Origin of the sequence: Brachyspira sp. SAP_772 (genome assembly GCF_009755885.1) — a bacterium.
Lineage (GTDB): Bacteria > Spirochaetota > Brachyspiria > Brachyspirales > Brachyspiraceae > Brachyspira.
Genome location: NZ_VYIX01000002.1, coordinates 610903 through 630515 on the forward strand (window position 1 = coordinate 610903; position 19613 = coordinate 630515).

Here is a 19613-nt window from a genome sequence, read left to right on the forward strand (position 1 = left end):
TGCTTTTATTATATATCATAAAAATTGTTATTTAAAACTTTAATTATCTTCTATTTTAAACTCAATATTTTTTAAACCCTCTTTTGAAAGCATAGCCTTATCAAGCTTAACAGTCTCCATCTCTCCCGGAGCAAATATTAAATGCTTTTTATGTATCACTCTCTCACCATCAAAATAAACATTTAAGAATTTATTCTGAAATATATTGCTTACTCTAAATCTCACCATCACATGATCATCCACATTATCAGCATTAATCATAGAAGGTACAGTGTATCTCACACCATTAGAGCCTTTTAATAAAATAGAGTTTTTATCATCTCTTCTTTTGTTTTTAAGAACATAAGAAGCGGCACTTTTTCCTGCAGTTTCAGCTTCCTCAGATACAAAGTCTACCAAGTCATGAACATGAAGAACATTACCGCAAGAGAATACTCCATCAATACTAGTCTCTAAACTTTCATTAACTATAGCTCCAGAAGTGATAGGGTTAATCTCAACACCAATCTCTTTTGAAAGCTCATTTTCAGGAATAAGCCCAACAGATAAAAGCAAAGTATCGCAAGAATAATATTCTTCAGTGCCTTTAATAGGCTTCATATTCTCATCAACTTTAGCTATTGTAACACCCTCAAGTCTCTCTTTTCCTTTAATGTCAATAACAGTATGACTAAGTTTAAGAGGTATGCCAAAATCGTCTAAACATTGAACAATATTTCTTTTAAGCCCTCCAGAGAAAGGAAGTATCTCAGCCACCACTTTTACTTTAGCTCCTTCAAATGTCATTCTCCTAGCCATAATAAGACCAATATCCCCAGAACCAAGTATAACAACCTCTTTTCCGGGCATATATCCTTCAATATTAACTAAATGCTGAGCAGCACCTGCAGAAAATATACCAGCAGGTCTAAAACCCGGTATATTTAAAGCACCCCTAGAACGCTCACGGCAGCCCATAGCAAGTATTACAGCTTTAGCATTTATTTGAACTAAACCTTCTTCTTTGTTTATATAAGTAATTGTTTTTGTTTTATCATCGTTAAGAGCAATGTCCAAAACCATAGTATTAAGTTTATAATTAATATTTAAATCATAAACTTTCTCTATAAATCTATAAGCATATTCAGGCCCTGTAAGCTCTTCACCAAATCTATGAAGCCCAAAACCATTATGTATGCATTGATTGAGTATGCCTCCAAGCACACTATCACGCTCTAACATAAGCAAATTATCTATTCCATTTTCTTTAGTAGAAATGGCAGCAGCAAGTCCAGCAGGACCGCCTCCTATAACAACAACATCATAAGATTGCATTTTTTACCTCGTTTATTTTTATATACTAAAAATTGTTAAATTTGTCAATTTTTTGTTGTTCTTTTTCCCGCCTTCGCACCCACAGGCACTCCCGTTGGTCGCTGTGCGGACTTCGTCAAAAGAACCAAAAAGTGCAAGTGTAAAATTAGTGCAAACCACACTAATCTTGTTTTATATATAAAAATATATTATACAAAATACTAACTATTATAAAGCTTCCTTGTCATAGCCAATAACTATTTCAGAACCCTTACCGCATTTTGTAATAGTTATAGGTGAAACATTAAGCTCCCTAGCCAAAATCTCTATTATCTTAGGAGAACAGAAACCGCCCTGACATCTTCCAAGCCCAGCACGTACACGCCTTTTAACTCCGTCAATAGATTTTGCTCCTATTGGGCTCTTTATAGCTTCTACTATTTCGCCCTCTGTAACCTTCTCGCATCTGCAAATAATATGTCCGTATAAAGGATTTTCTTTTATAAGTTTATTTTTCTCTTCATTAGAAAGAGCATTAAAATGAGTAATTCCTTTTCTCTTTTCTATAAAGTTTTCTTTTTTCTCAAAGTTTCCTTTTTTGCTTACAATATCTGCAACCATAACCCCAATAGCAGGTGAAGAAACAAGTCCGGGAGATTCTATTCCAGCACAGTCAAAAAATCCCTCGCAGTCTTCAATTTCTTTAATGATAAACTCATGATTATCCTCATGAGGACGAAGCCCGCAGAAAGAAGTAATAACTTTATTGTAAGGAATATTTTTTACTGTCATTTTGGATTTTTCTATAATTTGTGTAAGCCCTTCAGCGGTTGTGTTTAAACCTTCTTTGTCTTCTATATCAATTGCAGTAGGCCCAAGCATTATATTGCCATGAGCTGTTGGAGTAACCAAAATACCTTTACCTAGTTTTGTAGGCAAAGCAAATATTGTAGAAGTAACAAGATTATCAACTTCCTTATCAAGTAAAATATAATCTCCTCTTCTAGGGGTGATATGTATTTTGTTTTTACTCATCATATTATGAAACTTATCAGCATAAACACCCGCAGCATTTACAACATATTTTGCTTTTATAGTGCCGTTATTAGTTTCTACTTCAAAAGTGCCGTCAGAAAGTTTTTTGATATTAATTACTTCTGTGTAAAACTTAAACTCTACACCATTTGCATGAGCATTTTCAGCATAAGCAATATTTAATATAAAAGGGTCAACTATACCTCCAGTAGGAGCATACAAAGCCGCACATACATTATCATTAAGATTAGGCTCTTTTTTGTGAACCTCTTCTCTGTTTAATATTTGAAGCCCTTCAACTCCGTTTTTTATTCCTCTTTCGTATATTACTTTTAAATTAGGAATATCCTCTTCATTGGTGCATACCACCAAAGAACCATTCTGTCTAAAAGGCACATCAAGGTCTTCTGCTATTTTTTTCATCATCTTATTTCCTAAAACATTTAATTTAGCCATAAGAGAACCATTAGCAGCATCAAACCCAGCATGCACTATTCCGCTATTAGATTTTGAAGTGCCTGAGCAAACATCTTCCCCCCTCTCAACAACGCATATATTAGCCTTATATCTTGAAAGCTCACGTGCTGAAGAAGTACCAGAAACACCCGCACCTATAATTAGTACATCATACATAATATACATTTCCTCTATTATTACATTATTATATTACATTATTAAAAAACGATTATTATTAATATTATTAATTTAGAATTAAATAATAAAAAATTATAAAGCCCAGCCTTTTGCTCTTTCAACAGCCTTTTTCCAGCCCATATATTTTTTATTGCTTTCCTCTTCTGAAAGTGAAGGGGTAAACCCTCTTTCTAATTTCCATTTATTAGATATTTCATCTTTATCCTTCCAAAAACCTACAGCAAGTCCTGCTAAATAAGCAGCACCCAAAGCAGTAGTTTCTGTAATTTGAGGACGAAGAACTTTTGTGTGAATTATGTCAGATTGAAACTGCATTAAAAAATTATCTCTGCAAGCTCCTCCATCTACTTTTAATGAAGCAAGTTTTACTTTACTATCTGCTACCATTGCATCAATTACATCTTTACTTTGATAGGCAATAGCCTCTTCTGCAGCCCTTATTATATGGCTTCTATTAACACCTCTTGTAATACCTACCAAACAGCCCCTAGCATACATATCCCAATAAGGAGCACCAAGCCCAACAAATGCAGGCACTAAATAAACTCCGTTTGTGTCTTTTACTTTTGAAGCAAAATATTCAGTGTCTTTTGCATCATGAAGAAGCCTTAATTCATCTCTTACCCATTGTATAACGGCACCAGCTATAAATACAGAGCCTTCTAAAGCATATTCAATTTTTCCTTTATATCCTATTGCTATAGTTGTGATTAGTCCATTTTTGCTTAAAATGAAGTTATCTCCAATATTCATCAAAATAAAACTACCAGTACCATAAGTGTTTTTTGTATCTCCCTTATTAAATCCAGCTTGTCCAAATAATGCAGCTTGTTGGTCTCCTGCTATTCCTGCTATAGGAACTTCTTTTCCGTTAATGTTAGCATATCCATAAACACATGAAGAGTCTTTTACTTCTGGAAGCATGCTCATAGGTATATCTAATTCTCTTAAAATATTTTCATCCCATTTAAGGTCTTTAATATTATATATCATAGTTCTTGATGCATTAGTATAATCAGTAACATGCACTTTTCCGCCTGTTAGTTTCCATACAAGCCAAGTGTCTATTGTACCGAAAAGTAAATCACCTTTATTAGCTTTTTCTCTAGCACCGGGAACATTATCAAGTATCCATTTTATTTTTGTGCCTGAGAAATAAGCGTCAACAACCAAACCTGTATTTTCTCTTATATATACATCAAGTCCTTTTTGTTTTAATTCATCACAAATAGGAGCAGTTCTTCTACATTGCCAAACTATAGCATTATAAATAGGCTCTCCTGTGTTTTTATCCCAAACAACTGTAGTTTCTCTTTGATTAGTTATACCAATAGCTGCTATCTCTTCAGGCTTAACACCTGCAATCTGTATAGCTTCTTGTAATACCCCAAATTGTGTAGCCCATATTTCTGAAGCATTATGCTCCACCCAACCTTCATGCGGGTAAATTTGTGTAAATTCTTTCTGTGCAACTGATACCATGTTTTGTTCATAATCAAATACTATTGCTCTGCTGCTAGTGGTCCCTTGGTCTATTGCTACTACATATTTTGACATAATAATGAATCTCCTTTATAAATTATTTTAAATTATTATTTTTTAGAAAATATATTTCCTATTGTAACATCATAAACGATAGCTCCAAATATTCCCCCTACTATTGGTCCTATTATTGGTACTATCCAAACATTACTGCCGTCTGTAAGCCCATTGTTTTTAAAACCTACTAAAACAGCAAAAAGTCTAGGTGCTAAGTCGCGTGCAGGATTAATAGCATAACCATGCATAAATCCAAATGACATACCTATAGCTACTATTATAAGACCAACTATTATAGGTCCTAAATTAGCACCAGCAGGCGTATTGTTAGCATCACCTGTGGCAAGTATTAGAAATACTAAAAGAAATGTTCCTACAACTTGATCTATAAATCCGTATAAAAAACCGGGAACTGCTGGGAAAGTAGTAAATACCCCTGCAGTATTCTCAAGATTAGGATCAACCTCTATCCATTTTCCATAATAAACAGCAAATACTATAGCAGCTCCAATAAAAAACCCTATCATCTGTGCTAATATATAATACCAAACTTTAGACCATTGAAACCTTCCTGTTGCAGCTAATGCAAGTGTAACAGCAGGATTTAAATGAGCACCGCTTATTTTACCAGAAGCATATATACCAAATGTAACAGCAAGTCCCCAAGCTATATGTATATTAATAGGAGCACCATTGTTTCCTACAACTACAGATGCTACAACTCCGCATCCAAATAATGCTATAAACATAGAGCCAATTATTTCTGCTAAAAATTCTGATTTCTTAGTGTACATAATATATAACCCCCATAAAATATTTAATTGATTCCGCCAACTCTATATTGTTCGCATACTGGACATCTCTTTGGTGCTTTAGCCTCTGTATGTATATATCCGCATTTTTTACATTGCCATTTTGATACTTCATTAGCTTTTTCTCCTAAGAAGTTTTCAAACATCTTTTTATGTCCTTCTTCTATTTTTGCTACATGTTCAAAGAGAATAGCTATATCATTAAATCCCTCTTCTTTTGCAGTTTTTGCAAAGTTTAAATACATTTCTTCAGATTCATAAGTTTCTCCTGCAATTGCATCTTTAAGATTTTCATCTTTAGATAAAATTCCATGATAGCGTTCAAACCATAATTTTCCATGTTCCTGTTCATTTCTTGATGCCTTCTCAAAAGCTAATGCCAAACACTCCATTCCTTCTTCTCTTGCCTTTTCAGCATAATATATATATTTGCACCTTGCCATTGCTTCACCAATAAAGGCTGTTTTTAAGTTTTCACTAGTCTTCGAGTTTTTTAAATCCATACTATTATTATCCTCCTAAAATATTAATATTTCATATTTAATAGTATAGAAATTTTATTACCGAAATAAATATTCATGCACAAAAAATGATTTTTTTATTGTTTTTTATTTACAAAGAAAATTGAAAAATAATGACAGTTAAATATAAATATACGTAACTATGGTATTGTTTATTTAAATAGAATTTAGGCAGAATTTAATTAAAAACTGATATAAAAATACATTTAGTATTATTATGTCTATAAATATACGTATACGTAGTATAGCTATAATAGTGAAATAGTTTTAAAATGAAAATTATACATTTTATACATTTTTCAACTTTTCTTCTTCTTGCAGCAGCATTCTTTGGATTCTCCCGAGCAGCCACATTCCTTCTTTACTATTTTCTTCCTTAACGAAAAAAACATTATTATTATTGCTAACAGTATTATTATCGGTATTGCTATTATATCTATCATTATTAAATAGGCTCCTATATTTGTTAGCATATTCTAACAAAATATAAAAACTTGTCAATATATAAATAAAATTTTTACAACATTTACACACAATAAACATTTTACTATTTTTTAAATTAGTAGTATAATTAACATAAATTTTTATTTAAGGATTTTTATTATGATAGATGTAAAATTAATAAGAGAGAACATTGAATTAGTAGAAGAGAATTTAAGAAAGAGGAGGAGCAAAGTTTCTCTTGACAAATTAAAAGCTTTAGAGCATGAGAGATTAAACCTTTTAAAAGAAGTAGAACAAGATAGAGCAAAGAAAAATGAATCTTCAAAAAAAGTCGGTGAATATATGAAAGCTGGCAAGAAAGAAGAGGCTGAAAAAATAAAAGAAGAAATGAAAGCCTTCACTGAATCCTTAAATAAAAAAGAAGAAAAATTAACAGAATTGGAAGAAGCTGTTAATAATGAAATACTTTATTTACCTAATATGCTTTCTGAAGATGTACCTGATGGTGATGATGAGCATGCTAATAAAGAAATAATAAGATGGGGAGAGCCTCGCAAGTTTGATTTTGAAGTGAAAGACCATGTGGATATAGCTTTAGGGCTTGATATACTTGACATTGAAAGAGCTGTAAGAATGGCTAGAACTCGTTTTTCACTTATGAAAGGAAAGGGTGCTGCATTAGAGAGAGCATTGATTAACTTTATGCTTAAGAAACACACAAGCGAGCATGGTTATACAGAATATGTGCCTCCTATGCTTGTTAATGGCAGAACTATGACAGGTACTGGTCAGCTTCCAAAGTTTGAAGAGGATTTATTTAAAACTACAGATGACCCTGCTTTATACCTTATACCTACTGCTGAAGTTCCTCTTACAAACATATACAGAGAAGAGATTATACCTGAGAATATGCTTCCATTATATTGTACTGCTTATACACCATGTTTCCGTTCTGAGGCTGGTTCTTATGGTAAGGACATGAGAGGTTTAATAAGACAGCACCAATTTGACAAAGTTGAACTCGTAAAAATATGTGCTGCTGACAAGTCTAAAGAAGAACATGAGAAAATGCTTAAAGATGCTGAGAGTATTTTACAGGCATTAGAATTACCTTATAGAGTGGTTGTTCTTTCTTCTGGAGATATAGGAAATGCTGCATACAAAACTTTTGATATAGAAGTTTGGCTTCCTTCACAAAACATGTACAGAGAAATTTCAAGTGTAAGTAACTGTTGGGATTATCAGGCAAGAAGGATGCAAATGAGAACTAGAAGAAACGGCAAAACTGAATTAGTACATACATTAAACGGTTCTGGTATTGCTGTTGGAAGAACTTGGATAGCTATACTTGAAAATTATCAGCAGGCAGACGGAAGCGTAATAATTCCAGATGCTTTAAGACCATTTACAGGGTTTGACAAGATAGAGAAGCCTAATTAATGTTTTAACAAGAAGCTAATAAGTGTAAGTCCTAATTAGGGCTTGCACTTTTTTATTGCATCAAAAGTTTATAGAATTTTTTTATCATTATTTTCCCGCATTACGCTGTGCGGACTTCGTCAAAGAACCAAAAAGTGTATTTTTAATAACATCAATATGCCAACTATAAAAGGTTTCATTTTTGTTATTATATAATAATATATTTATAAACTAATTATAGTTTTTTATTTTCATCAACTTTTTTCGTTAAAAAGTTGCAAAAAAACAATTTGCTAAATTATATATATTGAGGTTAATAATCCTATGGAAATAAATGAAAGTTTATTAAAAATATTAAATCTAATAGAAGAAAAACTAAAAAAAGAAGAATTTCAAGAAGCTTTAACTATTTGTACAGAACAAATAAAAATTAATAAACCAATGTTAGCACTATTTTTCTATAGAGGAAAATGTTATTATTATCTTGGACTAAAAAAAAATCATTCTGAATATTTCCAATTAGCTATTAAAGATTTTGATTATTCTTTACATTTACTAAATAATACAGAAAGTAATTATACTGTTAAACATAATGAAATCTGTTTGTACAGAGGTCTAGCTAATATTCAATTAAAAAATTATGTAAATTCAATAAAAGATTTTTCAGAAATTATTAATATTGATAATTATAATATATCAGCACATTTTTATAGAGGACTATCATATTATAATTTAGGTTTAGCAAATAATAATGAAAGCTCTAAAACACATTTTGAATTAGCATTAAAAGACTTTAATAAAATATTAGAAATGGATTTTGAAAATGGATTTGATTATTACAACACATATTATAATAGAGGACTTGTCAATGGCTCTTTGAATAATTTAGAGGAATCAATAATTGATTTTAATAAAGCTGTTGAATATGGTGCAAATATTAATTATGAACAAATTTATTATAATCGTGCTGTATCATATTTTAGATTAACTTTAAATACAAAAAAGAATTATATAATATATTATAATGAATTTATAAAAGATATAAATAAAGCAATAATATTAACTGATGAAAAATATAAATATTATTATTATAAATTTATATTTCATTTTTATTTAGCTTTATATAAAGATGATAATTTTCATTTTTTCTACAATAATTTTTTAGATGACTTTAATTTTGCTTTAAAATGTGAAAAATCAAATGAATGTGAACTTTATATTAATAAAGGAATATTTTATTATTATTTAGGATTGAAATATAAAAATAATGAATATTTTAACTTAGCTGTAGAAAATTTTAATAACATATTAAATTTAATCAATAAAAATGCTAATCAATATCTATATAATAATATTCCTAATTATGCACGTTCATACTATTACATTGGATTATCTTATTTTCAATTAAAAAATTATAAAAAAGTTATTAATATAACTAATAATTTAAAAAAATATAAATTAATATATGAAAATATGTTGGAAATAAATAATGCTCAAATAGATTCTCTGTTAATAATAAATAACAAAAAATTAGAATCTAAAAAATTTCAAAATCAAATTTTATCTTTATATAAAGAGACTATAAAATTATATGATAATGTAAAATATGATAATACTAATTCTTTAACAACATTTAATATTATATTGTCAATTACAGATAAATTGAATTCATTAAAAATAGATAATTTTAAAAAAATAGATTTTATAAAAAATTTTGAATATATAACTAATTTGATTTTGAAAACTCATTTCAATATAAAATATCATTATAAAATAGAGAATAATAGTTTATATAATTACACAAGAGTTAATAAAAATATATTAAGAAGTATATTAAATAATACTTTATGGTGCAGTAATACAAAAGAATTTAATGATCCTGTTGATCCATGTATTAGAAATTTGAGAAAAGAAAAACAAAACCAATTTTATGATTATTTATTAGAAAAAATAAAAGTAGCTTGTTTAACTACACATAATGATAATACTTTAATGTGGAGCCATTATGCTGATAAACATCAAGGTATATGTATTGAATATGATATTAATAATATTTATTATAAGAATAATATTATATTAAAAAAAATTGACTATAATAAAAAATGAAAAATTTTTATTTTTTAGAAAGTAGAATTAATACATTAATTGATATTATTTTTATAGATGAAAATAGACATATAGAATATATTACTGATTTATTTACAGTAAAATCTAAAGAATGGGAATATGAAGACGAATATCGCATACTTTTTTATGATGAAAAAAATGAAAATCCAAATGGAACACTTATTAATTTAGCAATAAAAAGTATTTGTTTCGGTGTAAAGACTTCAGATGATGATAAAGATCTTGTATACAATATAGTGAATTCAATTAATGAAAAAAGGCTTGATTATAACAATGATATAATTAAACTCTATCAGGCTGAACTTGATGACAATGAGCTTTTTAAGATTAATATTAAGCCTTATGAACATAAAAGATAATTAATAATAAATGCAGTTCTTTTGGTTCTTTTATACCAATAAAAGAACTGGGGGTGTGGGGGCTAGTCCCCACAAATAATTATTTAGATACTAAAAAAGGCATGCATCATAAAATGCACGCCTTCAAAATAATTAGCTCTTATGTTTTTTATGTGTTAGAGTAAACTGCCTCTGATGAAGCCTCTTTATTATTCTTTTCTTCTTCTAAAGCTTTTCTTTTCATTTTTTGGTAAATGTATGTGTACATAATACTTGCCATTAAAACTGTAACTATATCGGCTATAGGCTGAGCCCATATAATACCTTTTATGCCGAATAATTTTGTACCTATAAGTATTGTAGGTATAAATGCTATTCCTTGTCTGCTTATAGAAAGTACTAAAGAAGGAATTGATTTTCCTAATGCTTGGAATGTAGACATAAATACAAATTGAAAGCCTATTATAGGAGCTATTGAATAACTTGCTATCAAGAATCTCACTCCATAATCAATTACCTCTTCATTATTAATAAATACTTGAACAGAAGCTCTTCCAAATATTAAAGATAAAATTAAAAGCAAAAATCCTGTTATTACACTTACAAGACAAGATATTTTTATAGCAGCATTCATTCTCTTATAATTTCTAGCAGCAAAGTTGTATCCAACAAAAGGCTGAAGACCTTGAGCAAGTCCAATAAATATTAATACTACAAGTGTAAATATTCTCTGTGCTACGCCCAAACCAGCCACAACATTATCACTATATCCAGCAGCTAAATTGTTTATAAGTATGTTTGAAGCACTCATAAGTATGTTGTTAATAGAAACAGGTATACCTATTGCAAATACATTTGAAAGTATATCAGACTTCAAAGAAAACTCTTTAAAATGTATTGATAAGAAAGATTTTTTTCTTAAAATATGGTATATGTAGTAAAAAGTAGAGCAAGCATTACCAATTATTGTAGCCAAAGCAGCACCAGCAACCCCCATATTCATATAAAGAATCATTATAGGGTCTAATACTATATTAACTACAGTACCAATCATCATACCAATCATAGCCTCTTTTGAAGAACCTTCAGCCCTTACAATCTGCCCCATAGCCATTTGGTTGACTACAAAAGGAGCTCCAAGTGCCACTATAATTAAATAATCCTTAGAAAATTGATAAGTGTTCTGACTAGCACCTGATATTTTTAATATGTCTTTCATAAATATCAAGTATATAGCCATAGAAAGAAATCCTACTATAATACTTGCATAAAAAGCAAATGCTGATATCTTTTTTACAGATTCATAATCTTTAGAACCTAATTTTCTAGATATGTAAGAACCGCCTCCTATACCAAATATATTACCGAAAGCCATAAGAAGCAAATATATAGGCATACACAATGATACAGCAGCAACCTGATTAGGGTCTCCTGTTTGTCCTACAAAGAAAGTATCTACCATATTATAAAAAACATTGACTAACATTCCTAATATTGTTGGAAGTGCTAGCGTAATTAGAGCTTTGTGTACGGGATAATTTTCGAACAGTTCGATTTTTTTATCTGTCATACGTTTGTACCTCCTTTTATTGGTTGTTAAATTATAAATTATTAAATTATAGATTATACCAAATAAAAAAATATATCAAGCGATAAAAAATAGGTTTTTTTAATTTTTTTTGATATTGTTATGGTATATTTTTATGTAAATTTATTATAATTTATCATTTTATAAAAAAATTATATAGTTTTATAATTAAAATAATGTTTGTAAAATACAAAAAATTATAAAAAGTTTATTAATATTTTAATTAAAAATTATTTTGTATACTTCTTTATAAATTTTTCTACTACATCAAACATATCTTTAGTCCAAAACTGCCAATCGCTATGATCAGCATTTTTTACAGTATAAAACTCATAAACTCTATTTTCTTTTTTTAACTTATCAGCTAAAATTTTACTCTGACTAAATGGCACAACACTATCAGTATCACCATGTGCTAAAAATATAGGCGGTAAATTATCAGCTTTTGAAATCTCATAATAAGGACTTGCTTTTTTTGCTTCTTCAGGATAATCATAAACATTTTTTCTTCCTATTAATATTCCTTCAGGACTCTCAGCATCTCCTGTAGTAGTTTTTAATGGGTCATTTCTCATTTCAAGTATATCTGTTGGCGGATAATATGCAATTATCGCATTCATATAAGGTATTGTATTATCATTATCGCTTAAAGGTATTGCTGTAAATAAAGCAGTATGTGCTCCTGATGAAGTTCCCCAAACAAATACATTATTAGTATCAACATTATATTTATCTGCATTATTTATCATAAAATTAAGTGCGTCTCTTGCATCTTCAATTTGTGCTGGAAAAATTGCTTCATCGCTTGGTCTATATTCAACTATAGAAACAACATAGCCTCTTCTAGCAAAATCTCCCATCACTACTAAATTCTGATAAACATTCTGCTTTCTCCATCTTGAACCTTGTATAAATAAAACTAATGGATATTTTGAGTTTGTATCATTTCTTTTTAGTTTTGGTGTTAATATTTGAAGAGATAAATCAATGCCGTCTTTATTTGTGTAAATAACATTTGGTGTGTAATCAACATTAAAAACAGTATTTTTTTCTTCTAATACTATATTGCCTTCTTCATTTGTGTATATTGTAAAATTATTCATACTATTATTTCCTTCATTTTTAGATGAATTATTACAAGAAACAAAAATCAAACAAAAAATAAAAATCATTAAAATTTTTTTCATTTGTGCTCCTAAATGTATATAAAAACATGTTTATATTTAGATATTACTAAAAATGTTTTATTATGTCAAATTTTTTATGCGTTAGATGAAATTATTTAAAAGTGTATAGTTGAATGAAAATAATAAAATGAAATCAAGAAATTAATTCAAAAACTAAAATATTATATATTAATTTATTTTATAATATTTTATTTATGCAATTATTAATATATAACTATACTGCATAAAATAATGCAGTATAGTTACTATTTATTAAATAAAAATTATTTTTTATATTTGTTTATAAACTCTTCAACAATATCAAACATATCTTTAGTCCAAAACTGCCAATCACCATGATCTGCATCTTTTAAAGCATAAAACTCATAAACTCTATTTTCTTCTTTTAATTTATCAGCTAAAATTTTACTTTGATTAAAAGGAACCAAATTATCACCTGTACCATGTACTAAAAATATAGGAGGCAGCTCTTTAGCCTTTGAAATCTCATAATAAGGGCTTATCTTTTTAGCTTCTTCTGGATAGTCATAAACATTCTTTCTTCCTATTAATATGCCTTCAGGGCTCTCAGCATCTCCTGTAGTAGAACCTAAAGGATCATTTCTCATTTCAAGTAAATCTGTAGGAGGATAATATGCTATAATGACATTCATATTTGGTATTGTGTTATCATTATCACTCAAAGGTATTGCTGTAAATAATGCAGTATGTCCGCCTGATGAATCTCCCCACACAAATAAATTGTTTGTATCAGCATTATATTTATCAGCATTATCAAGCATAAATTTAATAGCATCTCTTGCATCTTCTATTTGTGCTGGAAAAACTGCTGTGTCGCTTGGTCTATATTCAACTATAGCAACAACATATCCTCTCCTCGCAAAATCTCCAAGAGCAACCAAATTTCTATACACATTTTGTTTTCTCCATGCCGAACCCTGTATATAAACTATTAATGGATATTTAGCATTTGTATCAACATTAAGAAGTCTAGGAATCATTATTTGAAGAGTTAAATCTGTATTGTCTTTTCTAGCATATACAACATTTGGAATATATTCCATACTATAATGAATATTCTTTTGTTCAAATGTTACACTTCCATCTTCATTTGTAGTTGTTATTATAGTGTCCATATTACCTTCTACATTGTTGTTTGACTTACTGCATGAAACAAATATAATCAAAAAACTTAAAACAATCAATATATTTCTCATTTTTAAAACTCCTGTAAATAAAAACATGTTTATATTTATATATTACATGGATTTTATATTATGTCAATTGTTTAATATATTAGATTCAAAATTATATTAATTGTTAATTTATTTTTTGCTTTCTACTATTGTTTATTTAAATTTTTTTTGATAAACATGCTTATAAAACCATTAGCCCAACTTAATGTTCCTATCTTTATACCAATGATTAGATACTCAAAAAAATTCATCTTTTTATCAGATAAAAACTTTATATCTATATAATCATCATCTAAATTGTTCTCAAAATATCCATGATTAAAATCAAATTTATGATAGCCCGTGCCATCAAAACCAATATTGTTTGTAAAAGATTTTTTTGACGGCCAAACACATAATTTTTTTCTCTGATACATTGCAAATGAATAATAAATATCCCATAAATTGTTTTGAATATAAAGATTATTCTTTACAGCTTTTTTTATAGCTAATAAATGAAACCATGAAAATACTCCGCCGAATATTTTATGTTTAATACTTTTGTTATACCAAGAAGTATCACAAGTATCCCAAGCTATATCATTCCATTTATTTCTCCAAGTACCCCAGCCCCAGCTATGAAAAGCATATGTAAATATAACATCATGCTTATGCCTTTTAGTTGCTTGTTTATGAGCAAATGCAGTTACAGCAACAACATCTTCATCGTCTTTATAATAATTTAAGGCGTTATTCATAAACTCAAGAAAATATTTATTAGTTTCAATATCATCTTCTAAGCCTATAAAATATTCATGATTTTCAAATATGGTATTTACTGCTTTTACAGTAGAATATTTGATGCCTAAATTTTGTTCAGCTTCATACACATAAACATTTTTAAAACCATCTTTTACAGTTTTAAGATATTCTCTAAGTTCAGAAACTGACTTTTCATCTTCTTTTTTGCTAGGGGCATCTGAAAATATATATAAATCTGTCTCAGATGCTAAAGTGTTTTTCTTTAATGCTTCAATTACTCTTTTTGTGTGTTCAAGTCTATTGTATACTACCAATCCAACAGGTGCTAAGTTCATAATAAATCTCCATTTAATTTTATTAATATATATTTAGTATATTTTGTAAGTAAAGTTTTTTTATAAGTAAATAAAATTTATTAAGTAATATAAATATTGAAAAGAGTTATTGTTTTGATATTTTGAAAATAAGCAGAAAGATATATTATTTTATTCTTTAGAATTAAATAATATTTTGAGAAAATCAAATATGTTTTTAATATAAAATTAATTATAAGAAAGTCGTTTAATGATAATATATACTCATTCTTATAAGGAATGATTGATATTTTATTAGATATTAATGAGTTTTTAAATTCGAGTTCCATAATAAAAAATACTACATATTATTTTGTTGGCAAACATAATAACAAATTTTGATATTTAGTAAATATGAATATATGATATTTTTGTTTTTAAAGTTTACTTAATATACTATTTTAGTTGTTTTTTATAGCTAATATTTAATATATTTTAGTTTTAATTAGTATTATTATATAACATAATAAAATTAAAAAATACTATATATGGTAATAAATATTTATGTGATATTAAAAGTTAATTTTTGTTATTTAAAATAAAAAACCGACCTGTTTACAAGAAACAAGTCGGATATCTATAAAACTAATTTTGGTTATCGTGGAATTTTAGTTTAATGAAGGTAAGTACCAAGTTATACCTGTAGTAGTTTCAAATAATACAGGAGATAGATTAGCATTAGCAGAAGTACCTTGTTGACCATTTACATTACCATTAACATCCATCTCAAAGTACCATTCTAAGTCTTCAACAGGAGTTACATACATTTCTGCATAAGCCTGCCAAGTTAAATAATGCTGAGTTTCTTGTACTGAACCTGCTTCTTTTCTTTTTTGTGAAGTTACTGCATAACCTAAACCAGGTTCAAAATAAAGAGATACTATATCACTGCTTGCTGCCAAAGATAATATTGGTTTAACAGCTACATAGAAAGGACTAACATCATATATGTCTGATTGCTTTTGAGTATTTAAATCTATAGCATTTGCACCATTATTATAATTATTATACATATTTTCTAATGTATAATTGCGACCGAACTGATCAAGAGTAGCATAATTTCCTTTTAATGCTTGGTGATACTCTATTCTGATATAAGGATTAACTGCTACATTACCCACTTGAGTATTTAAGAAATATAATCTTAACTGCAAGCCAAGAGTTTCAATAGCATTTTTAGTTGTACCATTTTCCCAAGTACCGTTTTTATATGAAGCATATAATCTTATTAAATTAAATGCATCTATTCCTGTATAATATCTTAATTCTATTTGATTAAATCCTACACCAGTAAATTTACTACCTGCTACTCCATTAACTTTATCTGTTACAGCAACTTGTATAGGTGCTGCTATTCTTAAATTATTGTTTAAAGCATTAAATACTAATGTAGGTGTATGAACTTGTAAATATTTGTCTACATAATTGAAGTTATATCCTACCCCTATACCAAACATATCAGAAGTGTATCCTATACCTGCAGACAAAGTAGGGTTAAAATCAACCTTATTATTTTCTGTAGTACTAGGGCTTAGTATAGAACCCATCCAACCTTGATCAGCGTAAACACCAAAAGTACCTTTTATTGTACCATTTCCTAAAGTGAAGCCCAACTGATTCATTCTAGCTCTTAATTGATTGCCATGTACGAGGAAGTTAATCCAGTCATCACCGTCTACACCATACATACCAAATGCTGAAACTGATGTCATTAATAAAGAACCTATTACAGCAACTAAGAACTTTATTTTTTTGCTAACTTTTTGTATCATAAAGTTATCTCCTAAATATTTTTTATACTATTACCCATTGCTGAGTATAAGCATCAATATAACTGCTGAACAAATTTCTTTGTTCAGCATTAGAGAAAAAGTTTTATTAACTACAAGTATTGTAAAAAAAAAAAAAAAAAAACAATATGAAAATATGATATTTTTGATATTTTTTACTTAAATACAGAAAAAATTTTGTGCAAATATGAGGCTTTGTTTTCGGGCAAAATTTCGATGGATTGGGCGGCGACTGCCCGCGGCGCGCCCGAAGGGTAGCGCCTTAGGGGGTCGCCACCGAAAGTGCCTGCGACCGAATGTATAGGCCTTCAGGGCGACCGTAGGAAGTACCCGCGACTGAAAGGAGCGTGGGTATGGCTGTAGGGAGCGGTGCTAGCTGACTATTTAGCTTAACAAATTCATCAAAATTTGAACGACCTTTAGGCTTCCACCACAATCTGTATACAAATTTACAGTATACACCCCGCACGCAGAACTAAATTTAAAATATTTATAAAATTATCATTAAAATTTTATTATATTAAAAAAGTTTGTTGCACCGTGCGGTTATAATTTTTGCAATATTTTTTATTTATAAATAAATACCCAAACAACTATATTTTGTCAAAAATGAATTTTTAAAATTAAAATATTTGCGGGGCTTTGCCCCGCACCCCAGTTCTTTTGCCGATAGGCACCTACTCGGTATTGGTATAAAAGAACCAAAAAAACTGCATTTTTAATCTAAATTTAGGTTATATCCACATTTAATATATATGTTTTTTATATAAAGTTTTAGTAATTGCTTTTTTGAGAAACTTGCCTGCGACCGAAGGAAGTGCCCGTGGTGCGACCGAAGGAAGTGCCCGTGGTGCGACCGAAGGAAGTGCCTGCGGGGCAAATCTACTATTTAGTCCGAAAATTCATCAATTTGCCCGCCCTTTAGGCTCTTTGTCTGTATTTTCAATTCTTACTTTGCTATGATTTTCTGCTTTAGCCACTATCTTAGGCTTCCCGCCCAAGCTATATATAAATTTACAGTATCTGCACCGCACGCTAAGCAAAATTTACAATATCAATAAAATTTTATTATATTAGGAAATTTATTCCACCGTGCGGTTATAATTTTTTTAATCGTTAATTATTTTCTCCATACCAATCCACATTGCGTGTAAAGTACATAGCAAGAGCAATAACTGCAAATAGTCCTAATGTGCCCATGAGCAATGCATAGTCGGTTAATTGTAATATTCCAAACAAGAATATATAAACCAAAGCTTCTACTATAGCCATAGAAATAGTGTATTTTGGAGATTTGATAATATATCCTATATAAATAGAAGTTAAAGCTGTAACCATCAATGCACTTATAAAATAGCTAACATTAAAGTTAATATGTTCAGATATTGCTAAAAGCAGAAGATAAAATATTGCATTAGCTATGCCTATGAGTATATATTGTACTGGGTGTATACGTTTTTTTGAAAGCACTTCGCATAAAAATAACACAAAAAACGGAATAAATATAAATAATATAGCATATTTTACGCTTCTTGAAGTTTTTTGATAGTTATCATTGAGGAGTAAAAAAGATACTAAAACATTATTAGACTCTTGATTGCTGGTATAATATTGGTTATTGTCTATATTATTTAATCTATTAGCATTTTCATCACTAGTCCAATATTTTGTAAATGAGGTATTAAAACTTGCTATATTCCACTCAGCATTAAAACCGTTATTATTAACTTCTCTTTTTGTTGGTAAAAATCCACCTGTAAAACTAGGGTCTTTCCATTTTGAAGATATTTTAAAAGTGTTTTCAGAAGCTAATGGTGTTATTATGAGAGAGTTCCCGCCTTGAATGTCCATTGTAATATTAAAATCAAAACCGTTTAATATATTATCTCTTGAAATAGTGTACAAAAACTTGTTATTAAACATATTCAAATCTATATTAATATTCTTCTCATAATATTTAATTTCTTCATTATTATTAATTAATATATTAGGAAGTTTCATAAGATTTTTTTTGTTTCCTATGCCCAATATAATCATAGCTTCATCATAAAGTATAATAGTATTGTTTTCATCTAGATTATATATTTCATCATTATATTTATCGAACCTTCCTATAATATTTAACTTAGTATTAAAAATAGGAGCTTTAAAAATACCTCTGCTTAAACTTGTAACTTCAACATCAGCAGTAACATTATATTCATTAGGCATATAAAAAATATATTTTCTTGTGTAGCCTATTTCTTTAGTGTCGCTGTCAATAAACTTTTCTAAATATGGTATAGCAATAACTACCCCCTGTATATTTGCACTGTCTCCCACAGGCTCTATTATAGAAGAGATTGCCTCATTTTGATAACGAATCCTATCTTTTACAACGCTATTTATAAAAGTCATAGGTATTAAAAGCAATAGTCCTAATACCACTATTATTATTATTTTGAATCCTAAAGTTTTAGTTACTTCATTTATGTTTTTTATCATTTTCCATCTAAAACAATGTATATTTAAGTATTATAACTTTATTAAATTAATAATGTAAAATATATTTGTATTTTTATAGAGAGTTATTTGAT

At 28.7% G+C, this 19613-nt stretch carries 14 protein-coding genes; 3 read left to right on the forward strand and 11 right to left on the reverse strand.

Annotation, left to right across the window (positions count from 1 at the left end):
- Positions 1-39: 39 nt before the first annotated feature.
- From GQX97_RS07895 to GQX97_RS07915, 5 genes are all read right to left on the reverse strand, one after another.
- Positions 40-1314 carry an NAD(P)/FAD-dependent oxidoreductase gene (locus GQX97_RS07895; RefSeq protein WP_157151402.1) on the reverse strand — a complete coding sequence of 425 codons (1275 nt, stop codon included), beginning with the start codon at positions 1312-1314 and terminating at the stop codon, positions 40-42.
- A gap of 207 nt (positions 1315-1521) precedes the next feature.
- Entirely contained in the window at positions 1522-2961 is a 1440-nt protein-coding gene (locus GQX97_RS07900) for an NAD(P)/FAD-dependent oxidoreductase (protein WP_157151403.1), read from the reverse strand.
- 93 nt (positions 2962-3054) lie between these two features.
- Complete coding sequence (gene glpK / locus GQX97_RS07905) at positions 3055-4539, reverse strand: glycerol kinase GlpK (RefSeq protein ID WP_157151404.1); 1485 nt, start codon at positions 4537-4539, stop codon at positions 3055-3057.
- A 35-nt stretch (positions 4540-4574) separates the two neighbouring features.
- Complete coding sequence (locus GQX97_RS07910; protein ID WP_157151405.1) at positions 4575-5315, reverse strand: MIP/aquaporin family protein; 741 nt, start codon at positions 5313-5315, stop codon at positions 4575-4577.
- Between the two features lie 23 nt (positions 5316-5338).
- Positions 5339-5836: a rubrerythrin family protein gene (locus tag GQX97_RS07915; RefSeq protein WP_157151406.1), complete on the reverse strand. Its 498-nt coding sequence runs from the start codon at positions 5834-5836 to the stop codon at positions 5339-5341.
- Between the two features lie 621 nt (positions 5837-6457).
- Between GQX97_RS07915 and serS the strand changes: the two genes are divergently transcribed.
- From serS to GQX97_RS07930, 3 genes are all read left to right on the forward strand, one after another.
- Positions 6458-7738: a serine--tRNA ligase gene (gene serS, locus GQX97_RS07920; protein WP_157151407.1), complete on the forward strand. Its 1281-nt coding sequence runs from the start codon at positions 6458-6460 to the stop codon at positions 7736-7738.
- A 303-nt stretch (positions 7739-8041) separates the two neighbouring features.
- The gene (locus GQX97_RS07925) at positions 8042-9823 is read left to right on the forward strand and encodes a DUF2971 domain-containing protein (RefSeq protein ID WP_157151408.1); all 1782 of its coding nucleotides are present in this window, start codon (positions 8042-8044) and stop codon (positions 9821-9823) included.
- Positions 9820-10203 (forward strand): DUF2971 domain-containing protein, encoded by a 384-nt coding sequence (locus GQX97_RS07930; protein ID WP_198391207.1) that lies wholly within the window; start codon positions 9820-9822, stop codon positions 10201-10203. Before GQX97_RS07925 ends, GQX97_RS07930 begins: the two co-directional genes overlap by 4 nt.
- 148 nt (positions 10204-10351) lie before the next feature.
- Here the strand turns inward: GQX97_RS07930 and GQX97_RS07935 are convergent, their stop codons facing one another.
- The 6 genes from GQX97_RS07935 to creD form a co-directional block, all read right to left on the reverse strand.
- A complete protein-coding gene (locus GQX97_RS07935; RefSeq protein ID WP_157151409.1) occupies positions 10352-11752 on the reverse strand; it encodes an MATE family efflux transporter in 1401 nt (466 codons plus the stop codon).
- Positions 11753-12000: 248 nt separating this feature from the next.
- The gene (locus GQX97_RS07940; RefSeq protein ID WP_157151410.1) at positions 12001-12957 is read right to left on the reverse strand and encodes an alpha/beta hydrolase; all 957 of its coding nucleotides are present in this window, start codon (positions 12955-12957) and stop codon (positions 12001-12003) included.
- Positions 12958-13220: 263 nt separating this feature from the next.
- On the reverse strand, positions 13221-14174 hold the full coding sequence (locus tag GQX97_RS07945) for an alpha/beta hydrolase (RefSeq protein WP_157151411.1): 954 nt from the start codon (positions 14172-14174) through the stop codon (positions 13221-13223).
- A 125-nt stretch (positions 14175-14299) separates the two neighbouring features.
- Positions 14300-15229: a glycosyltransferase family 2 protein gene (locus tag GQX97_RS07950; RefSeq protein ID WP_157151412.1), complete on the reverse strand. Its 930-nt coding sequence runs from the start codon at positions 15227-15229 to the stop codon at positions 14300-14302.
- A gap of 626 nt (positions 15230-15855) precedes the next feature.
- Positions 15856-17019: a cell surface protein gene (locus tag GQX97_RS07955; protein WP_157151413.1), complete on the reverse strand. Its 1164-nt coding sequence runs from the start codon at positions 17017-17019 to the stop codon at positions 15856-15858.
- Between the two features lie 1134 nt (positions 17020-18153).
- A complete protein-coding gene (gene creD / locus GQX97_RS07960; RefSeq protein ID WP_157151414.1) occupies positions 18154-19521 on the reverse strand; it encodes a cell envelope integrity protein CreD in 1368 nt (455 codons plus the stop codon).
- Positions 19522-19613 lie beyond the last annotated feature (92 nt).